Origin of the sequence: Aureivirga marina, assembly GCF_015767265.1 — a bacterium.
Classification (GTDB): Bacteria; Bacteroidota; Bacteroidia; order Flavobacteriales; family Flavobacteriaceae; genus Aureivirga; species Aureivirga marina.
In genome coordinates, this window is sequence record NZ_JADPIB010000005.1 from 186845 (window position 1) to 204789 (window position 17945).

The 17945-nt window shown below is 27.8% G+C and carries 15 protein-coding genes; 5 read left to right on the forward strand and 10 right to left on the reverse strand.

From position 1 onward, the window contains the following. Positions 1-230: 230 nt before the first annotated feature. The 4 genes from I1A51_RS12015 to I1A51_RS12030 all read right to left on the reverse strand — a co-directional run bounded on the left by I1A51_RS12015 (position 231) and on the right by I1A51_RS12030 (position 3332). The gene (locus I1A51_RS12015) at positions 231-785 is read right to left on the reverse strand and encodes an NADAR family protein (RefSeq protein WP_196894218.1); all 555 of its coding nucleotides are present in this window, start codon (positions 783-785) and stop codon (positions 231-233) included. Between the two features lie 48 nt (positions 786-833). Continuing rightward, entirely contained in the window at positions 834-1370 is a 537-nt protein-coding gene (locus I1A51_RS12020; RefSeq protein WP_196894220.1) for an HD domain-containing protein, read from the reverse strand. A gap of 144 nt (positions 1371-1514) precedes the next feature. Further along, positions 1515-2738, reverse strand: a complete 1224-nt coding sequence (locus I1A51_RS12025; RefSeq protein ID WP_196894222.1) for a potassium/proton antiporter — start codon at positions 2736-2738, stop codon at positions 1515-1517. Between the two features lie 63 nt (positions 2739-2801). Next, positions 2802-3332 carry a nuclear transport factor 2 family protein gene (locus tag I1A51_RS12030; RefSeq protein ID WP_196894224.1) on the reverse strand — a complete coding sequence of 177 codons (531 nt, stop codon included), beginning with the start codon at positions 3330-3332 and terminating at the stop codon, positions 2802-2804. A 244-nt stretch (positions 3333-3576) separates the two neighbouring features. Between I1A51_RS12030 and I1A51_RS12035 the strand changes: the two genes are divergently transcribed. Then, the gene (locus I1A51_RS12035; protein ID WP_196894226.1) at positions 3577-5730 is read left to right on the forward strand and encodes a TonB-dependent receptor; all 2154 of its coding nucleotides are present in this window, start codon (positions 3577-3579) and stop codon (positions 5728-5730) included. A gap of 81 nt (positions 5731-5811) precedes the next feature. On the opposite strand, the gene I1A51_RS12040 is transcribed toward I1A51_RS12035, so the two are convergent. Next, positions 5812-6852, reverse strand: coding sequence for a Kelch repeat-containing protein (locus tag I1A51_RS12040; RefSeq protein ID WP_196894228.1), 1041 nt, complete (start codon positions 6850-6852; stop codon positions 5812-5814). A gap of 304 nt (positions 6853-7156) precedes the next feature. Here I1A51_RS12040 and I1A51_RS12045 point away from each other — a divergent pair, with 304 nt between their 5' ends. Together I1A51_RS12045 and I1A51_RS12050 are read left to right on the forward strand one after the other, a co-directional pair. Next, positions 7157-9064: an LTA synthase family protein gene (locus I1A51_RS12045; RefSeq protein ID WP_231374025.1), complete on the forward strand. Its 1908-nt coding sequence runs from the start codon at positions 7157-7159 to the stop codon at positions 9062-9064. Between the two features lie 356 nt (positions 9065-9420). Further along, positions 9421-10398, forward strand: coding sequence for a DUF438 domain-containing protein (locus tag I1A51_RS12050; RefSeq protein WP_196894232.1), 978 nt, complete (start codon positions 9421-9423; stop codon positions 10396-10398). A 114-nt stretch (positions 10399-10512) separates the two neighbouring features. Here the strand turns inward: I1A51_RS12050 and I1A51_RS12055 are convergent, their stop codons facing one another. After that, entirely contained in the window at positions 10513-10923 is a 411-nt protein-coding gene (locus tag I1A51_RS12055; protein ID WP_196894234.1) for a 6-pyruvoyl trahydropterin synthase family protein, read from the reverse strand. Positions 10924-11061: 138 nt separating this feature from the next. Between I1A51_RS12055 and I1A51_RS12060 the strand changes: the two genes are divergently transcribed. Further along, entirely contained in the window at positions 11062-13140 is a 2079-nt protein-coding gene (locus tag I1A51_RS12060) for a carboxy terminal-processing peptidase (protein WP_196894236.1), read from the forward strand. A gap of 65 nt (positions 13141-13205) precedes the next feature. Here the strand turns inward: I1A51_RS12060 and I1A51_RS12065 are convergent, their stop codons facing one another. Together I1A51_RS12065 and idi are read right to left on the reverse strand one after the other, a co-directional pair. After that, the gene (locus tag I1A51_RS12065; protein ID WP_196894238.1) at positions 13206-13808 is read right to left on the reverse strand and encodes a DUF1684 domain-containing protein; all 603 of its coding nucleotides are present in this window, start codon (positions 13806-13808) and stop codon (positions 13206-13208) included. Further along, positions 13808-14332, reverse strand: a complete 525-nt coding sequence (gene idi / locus I1A51_RS12070) for an isopentenyl-diphosphate Delta-isomerase (RefSeq protein WP_196894239.1) — start codon at positions 14330-14332, stop codon at positions 13808-13810. Before idi ends, I1A51_RS12065 begins: the two co-directional genes overlap by 1 nt. A gap of 285 nt (positions 14333-14617) precedes the next feature. Here idi and I1A51_RS12075 point away from each other — a divergent pair, with 285 nt between their 5' ends. After that, positions 14618-15394, forward strand: a complete 777-nt coding sequence (locus tag I1A51_RS12075) for a hypothetical protein (RefSeq protein ID WP_196894241.1) — start codon at positions 14618-14620, stop codon at positions 15392-15394. Between the two features lie 13 nt (positions 15395-15407). On the opposite strand, the gene bshC is transcribed toward I1A51_RS12075, so the two are convergent. Both bshC and I1A51_RS12085 read right to left on the reverse strand, forming a co-directional pair. Then, positions 15408-17003 (reverse strand): bacillithiol biosynthesis cysteine-adding enzyme BshC, encoded by a 1596-nt coding sequence (gene bshC / locus I1A51_RS12080; protein ID WP_196894243.1) that lies wholly within the window; start codon positions 17001-17003, stop codon positions 15408-15410. A 9-nt stretch (positions 17004-17012) separates the two neighbouring features. After that, complete coding sequence (locus I1A51_RS12085) at positions 17013-17672, reverse strand: class I SAM-dependent methyltransferase (protein ID WP_231374026.1); 660 nt, start codon at positions 17670-17672, stop codon at positions 17013-17015. Between the last annotated feature and the right edge of the window lie 273 nt (positions 17673-17945).

Sequence of the window (17945 nt, forward strand, 5' to 3'; positions counted from 1 at the left end):
ATATATAAAATTTAGTTGTTTTCATAGTATCATAATAGCCTTTTGTTCAAATTAAATTTACGGAATAAAAAAACATAATCATATGAAAATCAGTATTTTAACTTTTATAAATTTCAAATACATTATTAAAAATTATTTTTTACATATCTTGAAATCAATTGATTATGTTAAATAAAAAAGACAAATTAGTCAGAGCCAATTTGTCTTTTCTAATTATATTTTCGATTATTCTATTGCAACATTTCTCGAACTTCCATCAATGCAAATCCAAGTAAATTTAATCCACGCCAATTGGATGGTTTAGCTATGATTGGACTATCAACAGACAAACCAATTCCCCAAATTCTATCCACAGGACTTGCTTCAACAATTACTCTATTTTTAGTATTTAATAAATAGTTTTTTAAATCTTCATGTTGCGAAAACTTATGATAATTTCCTTGTTTTACAATTTCATAACGATGTTTTTTCCAAAGCTTCTCATCAAAATTTCGAACTTTTTGTCCTAATTTCTTTGCTTCTGCTGGACTTTTACAAGAAATAATTTTTTGATAATTTTCTTTATCCTTAAATAATTTTGCTTTTTCTGCCATCATCCAATGTTCTGTAGAATTAAACGTAACGTTTTCAACTGTAAATTCTACCTGATACCATTGACTTAAACAAAATTTTCCAACGGAAGTATCATTCTTTTTTTTGGAATGTCCCCAGAAAAATAAATATTTAATATTTTCTTCTGAATCTTCTTTTTCTAATAACCAATTTAAATCGTATTTCTGTTTCATTTTTATTTTTTTTGCGTCAAATTTACTCAAATTAATTTAACACACAAATCATTTTGTATAATTTTCATAATTAAAAATACATTGCAACAAACGTTTATTTAAATAACGATTCTTGCTTTTTAATTTCTTAGCAATATATTTTGCTTCTTCTAAATATGTTTTTATTCTTTCTTTATCCCAATGATTTGGTGGTTCTTGTAAATTCGTAATTCGATCTGCTAATTTTACCAAACCAACTTCTTTTTCTAATAAATTAATTCGACTTAAACTATCTGAAATTTGTTCTTGCTTTGATTTTAATTCTTTACTTTTTGTCAACGCTAAAATACCTTCCGAAACTTTTTCTCCAAAATGTTTTTCCAATTCCAATAAAGTTGTATCTGTATCTTCTAAAACATCGTGTAAAATTGCTAATTGAACAGCAAAATCAATATCGAAATTTGCTTCTTCATTATAGGCAACCAAAATTTCCATAGCAACATTGGAAAGATGCACTACATAGTTTGCTTCTGAACCTGGCACTTTTTGATTTGCATGTTTTTCTCCAGCAAATTTTATGGCTTTTTGATAAGTTTCTTGTAACATCTTTTCTAAATTCTTTTGTATAAATGTATGAAAAGTGAAGGTATATTAAAATACTTAGAAAATCATTTAATTTAAAAATAAAATACAGTTAACTAATACATTGTATTTGAATTTTCAGATTTTTGAGTTCATTATATTCAAATCTTAATTTGTTTCTGTCTTTTCTTCTAAAACTTCCTCTTCTTCCTCTTCTAAATTTAATTTTCTAGCAACCCAACCAATTGTTGTTCCTTGAATTAATAAGGAGAAAACAACTATGATAAAGACACTATTAAATATTAAATCGGAATGTTCGACTTGTGCTGTAAGTGGAATTAAACCAAAAACAATTGGCGTTGCACCACGCAATCCAACCCAAGAAACAAAGAGAATTTTCTTAAAAGAACTCCGCTGAAACATCAATAAAATTGCAACTACAATTGGTCTTCCAATAAAAACTAAAAATAATGTGATTAGTAAAGAATTGTCTAATTCTGGAATTAAATCGGATGGAAAAATTTGCAAACCTAAAATTGTGAATAAACTAATTTCCATCAACCATGAAATACTATCAAAAAATTGATAGGAAATCTGCTTATATTTTATTCCACCATTTCCAATGGTAATTCCAGCTATATACATTGCTAAAAGTAAATTACCACCAATAGAAGGAACAATTCCGATTAAAAAAATTGCTGTAGAAAGTAATAAAATTGGATATAAACCTCTTGTTTCAAGATTTAATTTATTGTAAACAAAAACCACAAACCTTCCAATTGCAAAACCTATTGCTAGTGCAACAACAACTTCTTTTAGAAAGGAAACGGTTAAATCTACAGGGTTTAAATCTCCTCCTAATAAAATTGTCGTCAAAGCAATTGTCATAAAATATGCAACAGGATCATTTGTTCCAGATTCTAACTCTAATGTTTCTGCTACATTTTCTTTTAATTTTAATTTTTTTGATTCAAAAATGGAAAAAACTGCTGCGGCATCTGTAGAAGATAAAACGGAACCTAATAAAATTCCTTCTAACAAAGTTAATCCAACAAAATAATATGCAAAAAAACCAACAGCAAAAGCAGTAAGTAAAACACCAAAAGTAGAAAGCGTGATTCCCTGAACTAAAACAGGTTTTATTTTGGAAAATCGAGTTTCTAAACCTCCAATATAAATGATTAAACTAATTGCAATTGTACTGTATTGTTGCGCAAATTCTGGATAATCAAAAACAAAATCGTAAGTTCCACCATTTCCAATAAAAAAGCCAAGTAATAAATATAAAATCAAACCTGGAATTCCATACCTTCTTGATGGTTTGTTAATGATAACACCAATAAACAATAAAACTCCTGTAATTGTCAATATGTTGCTAAAATTTAATTCCATAAGATTTGATTTTTAGGATAAACTAAATAAAAATTCCCCTTAAAAATTTAAGAGGAATCTTTTCTATTCATTTCGATATTGCTGAATAATCAACGAATCTTTTTCTTTATTAATTTGAATAATTGTATCTAAATTTTCATTTGGAACTGCAATGGAAAGTACATAATGTTTGATTTCCCATTTTCCATTTTCATCGTAAATCACTCCAGAACCACGACAAACTCCTAATCTTGTATCTAACAATTCATCAAACCACGCATATTTTCCCGTTTCGCCAACATAAATGTTTCTTTGCAAAGTTTTAAAATTCCAAGTTTTCTTTTTATCAAAATATGGTTTACTGAATTCTTCAAATTCATCTCTTGTCCAGTTTTCACTTGCATCCGTTCCAATATAAACTCCATCTTTTGACATTGCTTGAATATAATCTTGATGTAAAGCATTTGCCGCAGATCGATGCCATTTATTTAAAAGTGTATCTAACTTAACAATAATTGCATCTTTTTGCTCTGTTGTCAATTTTTTCGTTGCTGGCTCTGTACAAGCTACAAGTGTAACAAATGGAATAATGAATAAGTAAATTATTTTTTTCATAATACATGAAATATTTTGGTTTTCCTTTAATTTTTGCAAAATAAACAGAATTTATGCTATAAAAAACATTTTTATTTTACATTATTGTTATTACTAAAATACTTATTTTTTTTAGTTTCTATTTCTTTTAAACACACTTTTAGAAACATTTTGCAATTCAGTATTGATTTTCTACAGTTCAGTATAAATAATTCTTAATTTTTAGCAAACCACTTCATCTTTGCTGTATCAAAAACAACTAATGATGAAAACAAAACTATTTTTATTTTTTATTTTATTTACAAAATTTCTCTTTTCCCAAACTACAATTTCTGGAAAGGTAATTGATGAAAAAAAACAGCCAATTTTTGGTGTAAATGTTTATATTCAAGGAACATTTGATGGAGCTACAACAGATGAAAATGGAAATTTTTCATTTCAAACAGAAATCACTGGAGAACAAACATTAATTGCTTCTTTTATTTCTTATGACACTTATGAAAAAACTGCTGAAATTTCTTCTTTTAATAATTTTATTGTCAAATTAAAACCTTCCTTAAATTCTTTGGATGTTGTAGAAATTGATGCAGGAAAATTTACTTCTGGTATTTCTGAAAAAGCTGTAATGAGTCCATTGGATGTTGTGACAACTGCTGGTTCTGCTGGAGATTTTATCGCTGCTTTACAAACACTTCCAGGAACACAAACAAATGCCGAAGACGGTAGACTTTTTATTCGAGGTGGTGATGCCGGAGAAACGCAAATTTTCGTGGATGGTCTTCGAGTTTTCCAACCATATATTGCTTCTGCAAATAATGTTCCTACTCGTTCTCGTTATTCTCCGTTTCTTTTTCAAGGAATTTCTTTAAGTACAGGTGGTTTCGATGTTGAATTTGGTGATGCCTTATCTGCTGTTTTAGATTTAGAAACTATTGATGAAGTTAGACAAAATGAAACAAATATTTCTTTGATGAGTTTAGGTGGTGGAATAGGAAAAGTAAAAAAATGGGATAAAAGTTCGTTAACTGTCAATGCAAGTTACATCAATTTGGCTCCTTATATCGGAATTATAAATGATGATTTTGACTGGAAAAAACCATATGAAACTTTCGGTGGTGAAGCTGTTTATCGTCATAAAATTGGTGATGGATTATGGAAAGTTTACGGAGCTTTTAGTTTGGCAGATTTCGATGTCATTCAACCAAGTATTAATAATCCAAATGGTTTTCGAATGAAACTAAAAGATCGAGATTATTATATGAATACTTCTTACAAAGGAATGGTTACAAATTCTTTAAAATTAACAACAGGAATAAGTTTTTCTTACAATCATAAAAATATTCATTTTGATGATACTAATGTAAAAACAGATAATATTGGCGTACATGCAAAAGTAAAATTAAAACATAATATTAATAGTATGTTGAAATTACAGTATGGAGCGGAAACTTTTTACACAGATTACGATGAACATGTTTTTCCTTTTAATTCAAATGAAATTAAAGCAAATGTACAAGATAATTATAGTGCACTTTTTACAGATGCAACATTCTTCTTCTCTCAAAAATTAGCAACTAAAATTGGAGTTCGTGGACAATATTCTGAAATTTTAGATGCATTCCGTGTTGCCCCAAGATTTAATTTAGCTTATAAGTGGATGAAAAATTCACAGATTTCTGCAAGTTATGGTTTGTTTTTTCAAAAGCCAGATAATGATATTTTAAAATATACAACGGATTTACGCTTCCGTGAAGCAATTCATTATACAATTAATTTAGATTGGAATAAAAATAATCGAATTTTTAGAGCAAATGCTTTTTATAAATCGTACAATGATTTAATTAAATATCAAGAAACTTTAACTGATTTTACTTTCGAAAATATCAACAATTCTGGGGATGGTTATGTAAAAGGATTCGATTTTTTCTGGAAAGATTCAAAATCGATTAAAAATTTACAATATTGGGCTTCATATACTTTTACAGATTCTAAAAGAGATTATAAGGATTATCCAGAATTAGCACAACCAAATTTTGTTTCAAAACACAATTTTTCATTAGTGACAAAATATTGGCTTGGAAAATTGAAATCGCAAGTTGGTTTAACATATAATTTTACAAGTGGAAGACCATATACAAATCCGAATACTGGAGATTTTTTATCTGGTAGAACTAAAGGATATAATAATATCAGTTTGAATTGGAGCTTTCTACTGACGCAACAAAAGATTCTTTATTTCTCAGCTACAAATATTTTCGGATTTAAAAATGTTTTTGGTTATGAATATTCAGATCAGGTAAATATACAAGGAGAATTTGATAGAATGGCAATTACACCAAGTGCGGATAGAGGATTTTTTGTAGGGTTTTTCTGGACAATTAGCGATGATAAAACAACAAATCAGTTAGATAATTTATAATATTTTTTCCCAAAGTTTTGTTTTCAAATCCACAACTCCATTAGCAGAGTTGTGGATTATTCATTCTAAATCAAAACTTAACTAGTTCACGCTTAACTTATATATTTCTGTATTTAATGTCATTGTAGTATTTAAAACTTTTTTACTTCCACCGCCGAAATACAATCCATCTTCTATAATAAAACTATAACCACTGTGAAATGCTTCTCCTGGATACGTTCCAACTTGTGTCCATTCATCTTTAGCTATATTATATTTCCAAACATCTTTTAAAACCTCATCTGTATCTTTTGAAATTCCAAATCCGATAAAAATCGCATCTTGGGAGCTTAACATTGTATAAAAATTTCTCTTTTCACCAGGAAAATCTGTCATATATTTCCATTGGTTATTTTCAGTATCATAAATATAAAAATTGGAAGTTTCATTTTCTAAGCTTGCAAAAAATAATTTCTTTCCAGCAGAAACGATCTTCGCATTTGTTTGATTTTGTAGAAAATCTGTTTGTAAAGTTGACCAATTATTTGAAGAAAAATCATACATATAAAAATCTAGAGAATTCATTGATTTTTTAGTTACATAACCTTTATTTCCAACAACTGCTCCACCTCCATGAGAAATAGTTCCATAAGGAAAATCAGCAATTCCTGTAATCATTTCTGTTTCAAAATCGAAAGTATAAATTGTTTTTGTTGGAGCTCCATTAGAAGCAGAACCTCCAATTATCAATGCTTTTTCATTTGTTGCTAAAATAGTTTGACCTCTTGAAGTGTGCATCATATCCGATAATGCTGTCCATTGATTGTTTTCAAACTTTAAAATTTCTCTCGAAACTCCAAATCTATCTCCAGCTCCACCGCTAAATAAAAATGCTTTATTTCCTGTAGAAGCGGCATTTGCACCTAATCTTTCAAAATCATTATTTCCTGTTTGCATAGACCAAACAAGCGAATTATTTGCATAATCTATTAATTGTTCATTTTGAGTTGAATTATTTTCTTCTTGTTCCTCTTCTTGCATTTCTTGTTGTATCACTACATCTTCTGAATCATCTTCATGGCAAGAAATTAAACTTAATCCTACAACCAAAGGAATGGCTATAATTTTTGAGTATTTGAACATAATTATCATTTTAGGGTTTTCTAAAAAGTCGTTAAAACCTTGATTAAATTACAGATAATTAAAAAAATTATTAAAATTCAAAAAAGAACTCTAATTTAAAATGAGAAAAAATAAATAAAAGATAGTTCTTTCTTAAAGAAGATTCTTTGGAAAAATAAGAGTAAATTTGCACGAATTAAATTAATATTTGAAAATGTTTAGAAAAACACCTGCATATATAAAATATATTTTCAAGAATATTCTGTATTTATTCTTGTTCTTTCTTTTATTAAGAATTTTATTTTTTGTATTTGCCTTTAAAGGCTTGGATCAGCTAGGAAATCGTGAGGTTTTCAGAGCTTTAAAATACGGATTACGTTTCGATATTCGAACGACCTTAATTCTGCTGACCCCTTTAAATTTATGGATTGTTTTAGCAAATAATCGTTTTTTTCGAAGCAAAATTCATCGTTTATTTTCAAACATTTATTTAACAATAATTTATGTTGCGGCAACACTTTTTGCTGTGACAGATATTGGTTTTTATGATTATTTAGGAGAAAGATTAGACGCAACAGCAATGCGTTTTTTAGATAACTGGAAAATTTCTGCAACAATGGTTTCTGAGACGTATCCTGTTTATTGGGGAGTTTTTGGATTGTTAATTTTTGTTGTAATTCTTTATAAATTCTTCGATAAAAAATATGCTAAATTCATTCGTAAAGATAATTCTATAAAAGGAAAGAAAAAATTCGCTTATTTCTTCCTTGTTTTATTTGTAACTGCTTTTGGAATTTATAATAGTGTCGGGTTTTATCCACTTCGTTGGAGCCAAGCTTTTTTCTCAAAAAACAAATCAATTAATCAGCTTTCTTTAAATCCTGTTTTATTTTTCTATGACAGTTATAAATTTAGAAATGAAGGATTTGAAATTCAGCCAGCAGAAGATTATTTTCCAACTATGGCTGATTATTTAAATATTAAACAAAATCCAATTCTTGATTTTAAAAGAACTGTAGCAGAAAATGATACAATTCAAGCCAAAAAACCAAATGTGGTTATTGTAATGTTGGAATCTTTAGGAGCCGTTCCGATGGGGCATTTTGGAAATCCGATGAAAGGAACTCCAACATTGGATAGTTTATATCAAAACACAATTAGTTTTAATAATTTCTTCGTTCATAGAATTGGGACTGCAAGAAGTGTTTTTGCTAGTATTACAGGGCTTCCAGATGTTGTAAACGCTAAAACAGCTTCCAGAAATCCAAATATTATTAACCAACGAATTATTTTTGACCAATTTGAAGATTATGAAAAATTATATTTCTTAGGAGGAAGTGCAAATTGGGCGAATATTCGTGCTGTTTTTCAATCAAATATTCGAAATTTACAGATTTTTGAAGAAGGTTCTTATGAAACAGAAAAACGTTCGGATGTTTGGGGAATTGATGATTACGAATTATTTAAAGAGTCAGACATCGAGTTGAAGAAATTACATGATGCGAAAAAACCATTCGTTGCATATATTCAAACTTCTTCAAATCATAGACCTTTCACTGTTCCAGATGAAAAAGAATCTTACAAACCATTGACTGAAAGCGAAATCGATATGAGTCTTTTAGAAAAGGCTGGATTTAAAAATATCAAGCAATATAATGCTTTGCGTTATTTAGATTTTAATGTGAAAAGATATATTCAAAGAGCAAAAGAAGCTGGCTATTTTGATAATACAATTTTCTTATTTTATGGAGATCATAATACTTCTATTAATCCGTATTCTCACATGGAAAGAAATGAATATGAATTAGAAATTGGGCAATATCATGTTCCTTGTTTTATCATTGCTCCAGAATATATGAACATTGAAAATAAAGAGCGAAATTTCCCAGCAAATTTAATTGACATCATGCCAACTTTAGCAAGTACAGCAGGAATAAAATATACAAATTATACGCTAGGAATTAATCTTTTAGACACAACTAGAACAAAACATAATGCATTTATTTACGATCAAATTCAGGGAGAACCTGCTTTGGGAGTAATTGGAAAAAATTATTTTTACAAGACAAATATCTCAGGTTCAAAAAGTTTGCTACAGAATCTGAATAATGATTCATTGAATGATGTGAAAACTGAAAATCCTTTTGTAACTTCGCATTTGGATAGCTTAGCGCGTGCTTTTTATTATGAGACAAAATATTTGTATTATAATAATAAGAAAGACGATAAGTAAATATTGGAGAATACTTTCCCCCTTATACTATATGAAAAATCCCTGATTCTTTTTGGAATTGGGGATTTTGACTTTTTAGAAATATCCTTTTTTCAATTTTCTTTCAATTAAAATAAAAATTGCAAAATTAAATAAAACCACAAATTCATTTTAGATTTAATTCCTTGATTTTATAACAATTAGAAAATCACAGAATATATTAAAAGATAAAATAATCTTTTTTTCTTTTTTATTTGAATAAAAGCACTTAATTTTGCTTCCAAGATGAGAATCTACTGACTATAACTTGAATTAAAATCGATTAAAGAACAGGAATTTTAAGCACAAAAGTTTAGAATTCATAAAATGAAAAGCGTATGAATACTTTTTTACCGACAGTTGAAAAGCTTCCAGAAGGACATCCTGTAAAAGTATATTATGAAGAAGCGGAATTGATTCATAAATTAATTGATGAGATTGAAGATATTGATATTGAAGTAGAATTTCAAAAATATTACAATGCTTTCAACGAATTAGCAACAGTTGAAAAGCGTTTTGTTAGAAAAGAAAATCAACTCTTCCCTTATTTAGAAAAATACGGATGGAATGGACCAAGTCAAGGAATGTGGTCTTTTCATGATAACTTGCGAAAAATGATACGAATTATTGAAAGTAATAATGAAAAAAGGGAATTCGCAAAAATTCGAGAAAACCTTCGTTTTTTACTAGATAATCTTCAGAATCTGATGTATGTTGAAGATACAAGGCTATTTCCAAACGCCATGGAGTTATTAAATGAGAAAGATTGGGAAGAGTTTTTTGAAGGAGATGAGGAAATTGGTTGGATGTTAAAAGAAAAACCTACACCATATCCTAAACCGAAAGTAGAAGATTATATTCATCCAAGTCAGGATACAACAGTTCGTGATTTGCCTTTTTCAACAGATAATACATTTCATTACGATGAAGGATATATGACTCCAGAACAAGTAAATTTATTACTTCGATTCTTACCAGTTGATATCACTTATGTAGATGAAAATGATAAAGTTATTTTCTATAATCGTGGTGAAGATCGTGTTTTTGCGAGAAGTAAAGGAATTATTGGACGAGAAGTAAAATTCTGTCATCCGCCAAAAAGTGTAAACACAGTTTTACGAATTCTAGAGGAATTTAAAGCAGGAAGTAAAGATGTTGCTGAGTTTTGGTTTAATTTCCGAGGAAGAATTATTCACATTAGATATTTCGCAATTCGAGATAAAAATAAAAAGTATAGAGGTGTTATAGAAATGTCACAGGATGTGACGGAAATTCAAAAGCTAGAAGGAGAAAAGCGCCTTCTAGATTGGGACTAATTTCTTATTATTTGCTTATAAAAACATCTATAAACCTGCCATAATTTATAGATGTTTTTTATTTCTTCTATTTATTTTAAAAACTAAAAGTCCTTCAATTTGAAAGACTTTCTTTTATTTTCCATTGAAGGTTACAAAATTTCTTGGTGTTTCATATAATGTAATTTCCAAGTCAAAATCTTTATCTAATCGTTTTTTAATTTTCTGCCAAATTACAACAACAATATTTTCTGCTGTTGGATTTAAATTTTTAAATTCTTCTACATCTAAATTCAAATTTTTATGATCAAATGGAAGCTCAACTTCTTCATAAATAATATCTTTTAGAATCTTCATATCAATCACATAACCCGTTTCTGGATCAATTTCTCCTTTTACACTAACAATCAACTCGTAGTTATGTCCGTGATAATTAGGATTGTTACAAAGTCCAAATATTTTATCATTTTTTTCTTCGGACCAGTTTTTGTTATTCAGCCTATGAGCTGCATTAAAATGCGCTTTTCTATGTACAGTTACTTTCATTTTATTTAAAGCTAATAAATAGTAAAATAATTGATAATCAATAATTTAACAATAATTTACAACATAACGAAATAGTCTTTAAACTATTCTTAACAAACTAAATCGTAATTTAATATTTCCAATAAAAACCTCGAAATTATGAAAGCAAATCTACATATTTTGTGCCTATTGTTATTTATTTCTTTTACAGGATTTTCTCAAGAAAAAGAGAAAGAAAATACCTGTGATTTACCCAAAAGAATTGTAGATCAAATTAATTACTTTCATTTTTCGGAGCAAAAAATTGATGATCAATTTTCAAAAAAACTTATTTCGAATTTTATCAAAGAACTCGACTCAGATGGTTTGATTTTCACACAAAATGATATGAATTCAATTTATATCTATGAAAATCAATTAGATGACGAAATAAAATATAATTCTTGTGTTTTTCTAGACAAAATAAAGAAAATTTATAAAACTAACATCTTGAAAACTCAAAAAATGGTAGATGAAATTCTATCGGAAGAATTGATTTTAAGTGAGGATGAAAATTATGTTTTTTCTGATGACACGACAATTCTTTATGCTAAAGATGATACAGAATTATATGACAAATGGAAATGTTTATTGAAATATCGATTGCTTGTAAATTATTTTAAATATTCTGTGGATACAATTGATGAACTGAATGAATTGTCTTTTCATCCAGAGATTGCAATATTAATTCAAGAAACAATTTCTAAAAATTTAGAATGTTATTTTAATGAATTAATTCATCCAAATGGTGGTGTAGATTCTTTTATTGAAAATACTTATTATAACAATATTGCTAAAACTTTTGATCCAAATACAACTTATTTTTCTTACACAGAAAAAGAAATTTTTGAAGGTGATTTATCTACTGAAAAGAAAACTTTTGGATTAAAATTTGAAGTTTCTGATGATAAAAAATTAAAGATTAAAAAAATAAAAAATAATAGCCAAGCTAAAGAATCTAGTTTAAAAATTGGTGATGAAATTATTTCTTTACAATGGAATACAAATAAAAACTTCATCGATTTAAATTGTCCAAATGCTTCTTATATTCAACGAATTATCGATGCAAATAAAGATTCTAAAATCATTATTAAAGCCAAACAAAAAGATGATACAATAATCACAGAAGTAATTGAAAAAGTAACAGAGGAAACGGATAAAAACAAAGTAAATAGTTTTGTTCTTGAAAATCCAGGTTCCAAAAAAGTTGGTTACATTTCTCTTTCTAGTTTTTATTCTCAAAGCGATAATAATCCAAAAAGTGGAGTTGCGTATGATTTTAAAAATGAGCTTCGAAAGCTTAAAATGAAAAATGTTGATGGCTTAATTTTAGATTTGCGATTCAATGGTGGAGGTTCTATGCGAGAAGCTGGAAAAATTGCTAGTTTTTTCACAAATATTGGTCCTTTAGGAATTACTAAAATGAAAAATGGAGACTTAGAAATCATGAAAGATGTTTCTGTTGGTTCTTATTTTAACAAGCCAATTGTCATTTTAGTAAATAATTATTCTGCTTCTGCTTCCGAATTTTTAGCTGCTGCTTTGCGTGATCATAAAAGAGCAATTATTGTTGGAAGTAAAACTTATGGAAAAGGTTCAACACAAGTAATTCTACCAATCAAAGACACAAAAGAAAATGAATTTCTAAAAATTACTGTGGAAAAATTCTATCGTGTGGACGGAAAATCTTTTCAACAAGTTGGATTAACTCCTGATATTTTATTGCCAATGTATTTTGAAAATACAGCACATTCTGAGTTAAAAGAGCCACTTTCTTTAAAAAATGATCGAGTAAATAAGAAAACATATTTCAAAACAAAATACAATTTCCCAATTAGCTATTTAAATTTCTTGAGTAATCGTCGCGTAAATAGTTCGGATAATTTCCAAATGATTAAACAAATTATTCCTGATTACGATTTATATACGGACAAAAATGATTTTAATCTTTCGTTTGAAAAATTTAAAGAGTATTATGCGACGAAACTTCGAGTATTTGACAAGATTAATTTATTAAAGAAATATGAGCAAAATTCATATACACCTTATCATAGTGAAGCAACAATTTTAGAAAAAGAATCTAATTCGCCAAAAATTGCTTATGAATTAAAAAAATTAAATGGTGATTTTTATATTGAAGAATGTTATAAAATTATGGTTGATTTATTTTTGTATCAAAATAAAGTAGCGCAACGATAATTTTATTTTTTATAATTTTAAAATAAAAAAGCAAACTATAAAACTTTTATAATTTGCTTTTCTTTTTAATCTTTTTCATATTTCTTGACTCCTGCTTCAATTCGAACAGCTAAATCATTTTGTTCGGGTGGAATCGGGCAAGAATAATTTTCATTATAAGCACAATATGGATTATAAGCTTTATTAAAATCGAGAATTATAGTATTTCCCTCAGGAATTCTCAAATCTAAATATCTTCCTCCTCCATAGGAATCATTTCCATTTGTCAAATCTGTAAAAGGAATGAATAAATAATCTTTATATTCTTCTTTCTCTTTTAATTTTTGATTCTGATAAACTTCCAAACGATATTCTTTTCCTTCCAATTCAAAAACAACTTCTGCATATTTTTGATATTCTGGAAGTCGGCTTGTTGTTGTCGGCATTTGAAAAGTTATAGGATTTTCTTCTAAAATAAATTTTGCTTTTACTTTAAAAACATCATTTATTGGAAAAAAATCTAGAGATTTAAATTTCTTTAAATCTGCTTTTTTCAAAGGAGATTCTTCAGGATTTTTAAACTCTGTATTTAATTCTTTTTGAAATTCTTCTATTTCTTTTTTATTAGATTGTGCAAATCCAAATTGAAAGAACAGAAAAAAAACAAAACTATATTTTAAATTTTTCATTATTTATTTTCTTCTAAAAATGAGTAAAATTTCTCAAAGATAATCTTAAACCATTCCGTATAAATTTCAGGTTTTTCTTCAATATCTTTTTTTACATCTTCTAATGGCATCCATTTAAAAGCTTCCACTTCTTCTGGATTTACATTTGGATTTTCGTTAAAATTTCCAACCATTACATGATCAAATTCATGTTCTGTTAATCCATTTGCAAATGGCGCTTTATAGACAAAAGAACAAACTTCTTTTAATTCTGTTACAAAACCCATTTCCTCTTGTAAACGACGCTTTCCTGCTTCTAAATTAGATTCACCTTCTCTTTGGTGACTACAACAAGTATTTGTCCATAAAAGTGGAGAATGGTATTTGGAAGCTGCTCTTTGTTGCAACATTAAATCTCCTTTATCATTAAAAACAAAAACGGAAAATGCTCTGTGAAGTAATGCTTTTTCATGTGCTTCCATTTTCTCCATTAAACCAACTTGTTCGTCGTTTTCATTTACCAATATTACGTATTCCTTTTTCATCCTGTTTCGAAAAATTTAGATAACAAAGGTAGGAATTTATCTAACATATTTTTCAAATTATCCCCAGCCTTTTTCAGCCAAATATTCGTCAAAAGCTTGAATTAATTTCTCTCTAGAATTTTTATAAAAATACTTTTGATACAAAAGACAAAGAGCTATAAAAAAATCTATACTGATTATTCATTTCCATTTTATCATTTTAACTTCATATTTTCAGTTAAAGTTTTTAAAAACCTGAAAATCAACTCAAAAAATCTACGTAACTTTAGTTAAAACTAACTAACTATGAAACGATTATTGATTTTAATTTTGATAGTCGTAGCTGGAGTATTTCTCTATTTGAACAAACTAAGTAAAGATGCTCCCGTTTACGATTTGGTCATAAAAAATGGTAATGCCTTTGTGGATGGCTCAAAAGATTTACAAAAAGTAAATATTGGAATTAACGGAGATTCTATCGCTGAAATTTCCAAATATCAACTTTATGGAAGAGAAATTATTAATGCAAAAAATCATATTGTTCTTCCTGGTTTTATTCATATTGAAGAAGAAGATTACAATCCAAATCTACATCAAACGTTTATAAAAAACGGAATTACAACTGTTTTATATTTAGAAGATGAACCAAAAAAAATTGTGCATCAACCAACAGAATTAAATTTCGGTTTTATTAGTCCTGCTTTAATAAAAGATGCAAATTATGCAGATTTATCACAAAGAGTCGATGATCATAAATTTTGTAAAAAATCAAACATTATTTACTCAACTGAGATGGAAAAAGGGCAATTTTTAAATAATCTTAAGAAAATGACTGATGAAAATTTATTAACTTGGGAAGACGTATCTACTCGATGTAGCAAAAATATTGTCGAACTAACCAAAAAAAATATTCCTATTATGAAAAAAAGAGGAACCCTAAAAACTGGAAATGCTGCCGATATTTTAGTAATTCCAAGTTGTTGTCAGAAAACCAAAAATCCGATTCAATTAGTTTTTATCAATGGAGATTTAGTATCAAAAGTTCATTTAGAAAAACCTGAAAATAAAAAACCGAGCCATTAACTCGGTTCTTTTTTTATTCCATTTCTAAAATCGTAAAATTTTGTTCTAAAGGTTTCATATTTTCAAACAAAGCTGGAATTAAATCTTCTCCGTAATTTTCATACATTTCAACGAAATTACGTTTTCTTTCTTCTAAACTTTGATTTGGAAATAGTTCACCACGTAACATTTGAATTCTTGTTACCACATCATAGAGCTTTCTTTTTTGTGCTTTTAACAAACGTTTTTCTAGATTTTTCAATCCTTTTAACTGTTTTGTTTTTTGTGCATTTACAGCTCCTATAAACGATTTATCCGTTTTTTCTGCAACTTCTTCAAAAGAAGCAAACATTTGTTCTAATGAAGCAATTTGTTCCGTAAAATCTAAATCAGGATGTGATAATTCTTTTACTTTTTTATTAATTAAATCATCTTGTTTCATAAAAATTTCTTCTATGGAAATGTTTAATTTTTCCATTTTTTGAAATTGTTTATTTGTCATCAACAAACCTGAATTACGCAACAAAAGAATTGGAAAAGCTAATTTTTGTGTATCAAAATAAGATTTTAATTCCAACCAATAAGCCAATTCTCCTCCTCCGCCGATATAACATAAATTTGGAAGAATTGTTTCTTGATAAACTGGGCGAAGAATTACGTTTGGACTAAATTTTTCTGGATTTTTATATAAATCGTCGATTAATGCATCTTCTGTAAAAACCAGATTTGTATTATTTATTTTATAAAATTCTTTCTCTGCGATAATTCTTTCTCTAGAATTCTCTTCTAAATAAAATAAATTAATCTCTCTTGGATTTACTTGAACTTTATAGTTTTTTTGAATTTCTTCGTTTGTTTTTTCAACTTTTCGTTGGGCTAAATTTTCTAAAATATCTTCTTGCATTGTTTCTGCAAAAAGATTTTTTAGAGCTTTTCTATCTCCATCAACAATTACTAAACCATATTCTCCAAATAATTCATTCACTAAATAGCGAGTTGCATCTGCAAGAGTTTTATGATTTAAATAAGCTCGTTCGAATAAATCTTGAATGTATTTTGCATTTCTATTTGAAGACATTTCTTCTTTTAAAAGCGATAAAACTTCTTCTAAACCTTCAGTCGAAAAACGTCCTACAGCTCCTCCACTTTCTCTTTCCCAAGAAACTTTATTTCCTTTGTAGAAAAAATGATTAATTTCTTCAAAATCATGATCTTCCGTTGCCATCCAATACACTGGAACAAAATCATATTCTGGGTATGTTTCTTTTAATTCTTTCGTAAGATTAATCGTCGAAACAATTTTATATAAAAAGTACAATGGACCTGTAAAAAGATTTAATTGATGTCCAGTTGTAATTGTAAAAGTATTTTCATTTAAAAGAGAAGCAATATTTGTTTTCGTTGCTTCAGAAGCATCAAAACCAAAATATTGTTGCGTTAAATCTTGCACTAAAATTGTTCTATCTTCTGCAAGAAAACTTTCTTTTTTTAAATCAATTTGCTTTTTAAAACCTTCTAAAGTTGGAAAGTTTCCATAAAGATGTTGAATGTCTTCTTTTTGATCTAAATAATCACACATCAATTTAGAAAAGTATCCTGTTTTTTGATAAGCTATTTCGTGTTTTTTCATAAATAGCAATTATTTTTTTCTTTGAAACAATGTATAAACATATTCTCTTGGTGAACCAGCAGGATTGATAAATGTATGATCGAAATCTTTTACCAATTCAAAATCTTCTCCTAAACGCTCTGCAATCATTGCTTTATCATAACGACATAAATCCAAACCACAACATTTTAAAGCACCATTTAAATTAAACGTTGCGATAATTACAAAACCATCAATTTTCACCACTTTTTTTAACAAATCAAAATAAGCTTGTTTTTCTTCTTCTTTTAAAAAGAAATGTAAAACCGCACGATCATTCCATAAATCAACTTGTGAAATTGTATTTAAAGTTGTAGAATTTGTTAAATCATCTTGGATATAAGAAACATTTTCTGTTCCACATCTTTCTTTTAAAATTTCTAAAGCTTTCTCAGAAAGATCTGTAGCAATCAGATTTGAATAACCTTCGGAAATCAAATCATCAATCAAAGTTGTAGTTCCAACTCCCACATTTAAAATTCGAGTATCTTTTGGTAAATTACAATCTTTGATTAAATCTAAAGTTGGTTTTGCTTCTTTTTCATACCAACCCAATTTTTCTGTTTCTTTATCTGTATAGGCTTTATTCCAGTGGGAATTTTTTGAAGTATCCATAGAACAACAGTCGCCTGGAGTATCTTTTGTATTCATGTGTTTTCTGTTTCTAATTTAAAAAAATTGAACGGCTCAAATTACTACTTTTGACGCATACTTTTGAACATTCTAACATCTTTTTAACATTTTAACTTTTAAATTTTCAATCTAATTTTTCATCTTTGACAACGAAAAAATTGTTTAAAACACTAAAAACGAAATTGCTAACATTATGAAATCAAAATTATTTTATTTTATACCTTTTTTGGTATATATCTTATCAGGAATCGTATTTTTTGGAGATTATATTTATATGAACATAGCGCTCTC

What these genes read in the sequence shown, in the direction of transcription:
- I1A51_RS12015 (WP_196894218.1), bottom strand. Translation starts at nt 785, where the DNA reads ATGAAACAGAAATACGATTTAAATTGGTTATTAGAAAAAGAAGATTCA.
- I1A51_RS12020 (WP_196894220.1), bottom strand. Translation starts at nt 1,370, where the DNA reads ATGTTACAAGAAACTTATCAAAAAGCCATAAAATTTGCTGGAGAAAAA.
- I1A51_RS12025 (WP_196894222.1), bottom strand. Translation starts at nt 2,738, where the DNA reads ATGGAATTAAATTTTAGCAACATATTGACAATTACAGGAGTTTTATTG.
- I1A51_RS12030 (WP_196894224.1), bottom strand. Translation starts at nt 3,332, where the DNA reads ATGAAAAAAATAATTTACTTATTCATTATTCCATTTGTTACACTTGTA.
- I1A51_RS12035 (WP_196894226.1), top strand. Translation starts at nt 3,577, where the DNA reads ATGAAAACAAAACTATTTTTATTTTTTATTTTATTTACAAAATTTCTC.
- I1A51_RS12040 (WP_196894228.1), bottom strand. Translation starts at nt 6,852, where the DNA reads ATGTTCAAATACTCAAAAATTATAGCCATTCCTTTGGTTGTAGGATTA.
- I1A51_RS12050 (WP_196894232.1), top strand. Translation starts at nt 9,421, where the DNA reads ATGAATACTTTTTTACCGACAGTTGAAAAGCTTCCAGAAGGACATCCT.
- I1A51_RS12055 (WP_196894234.1), bottom strand. Translation starts at nt 10,923, where the DNA reads ATGAAAGTAACTGTACATAGAAAAGCGCATTTTAATGCAGCTCATAGG.
- I1A51_RS12060 (WP_196894236.1), top strand. Translation starts at nt 11,062, where the DNA reads ATGAAAGCAAATCTACATATTTTGTGCCTATTGTTATTTATTTCTTTT.
- I1A51_RS12065 (WP_196894238.1), bottom strand. Translation starts at nt 13,808, where the DNA reads ATGAAAAATTTAAAATATAGTTTTGTTTTTTTTCTGTTCTTTCAATTT.
- idi (WP_196894239.1), bottom strand. Translation starts at nt 14,332, where the DNA reads ATGAAAAAGGAATACGTAATATTGGTAAATGAAAACGACGAACAAGTT.
- I1A51_RS12075 (WP_196894241.1), top strand. Translation starts at nt 14,618, where the DNA reads ATGAAACGATTATTGATTTTAATTTTGATAGTCGTAGCTGGAGTATTT.
- bshC (WP_196894243.1), bottom strand. Translation starts at nt 17,003, where the DNA reads ATGAAAAAACACGAAATAGCTTATCAAAAAACAGGATACTTTTCTAAA.
- I1A51_RS12085 (WP_231374026.1), bottom strand. Translation starts at nt 17,672, where the DNA reads ATGAATACAAAAGATACTCCAGGCGACTGTTGTTCTATGGATACTTCA.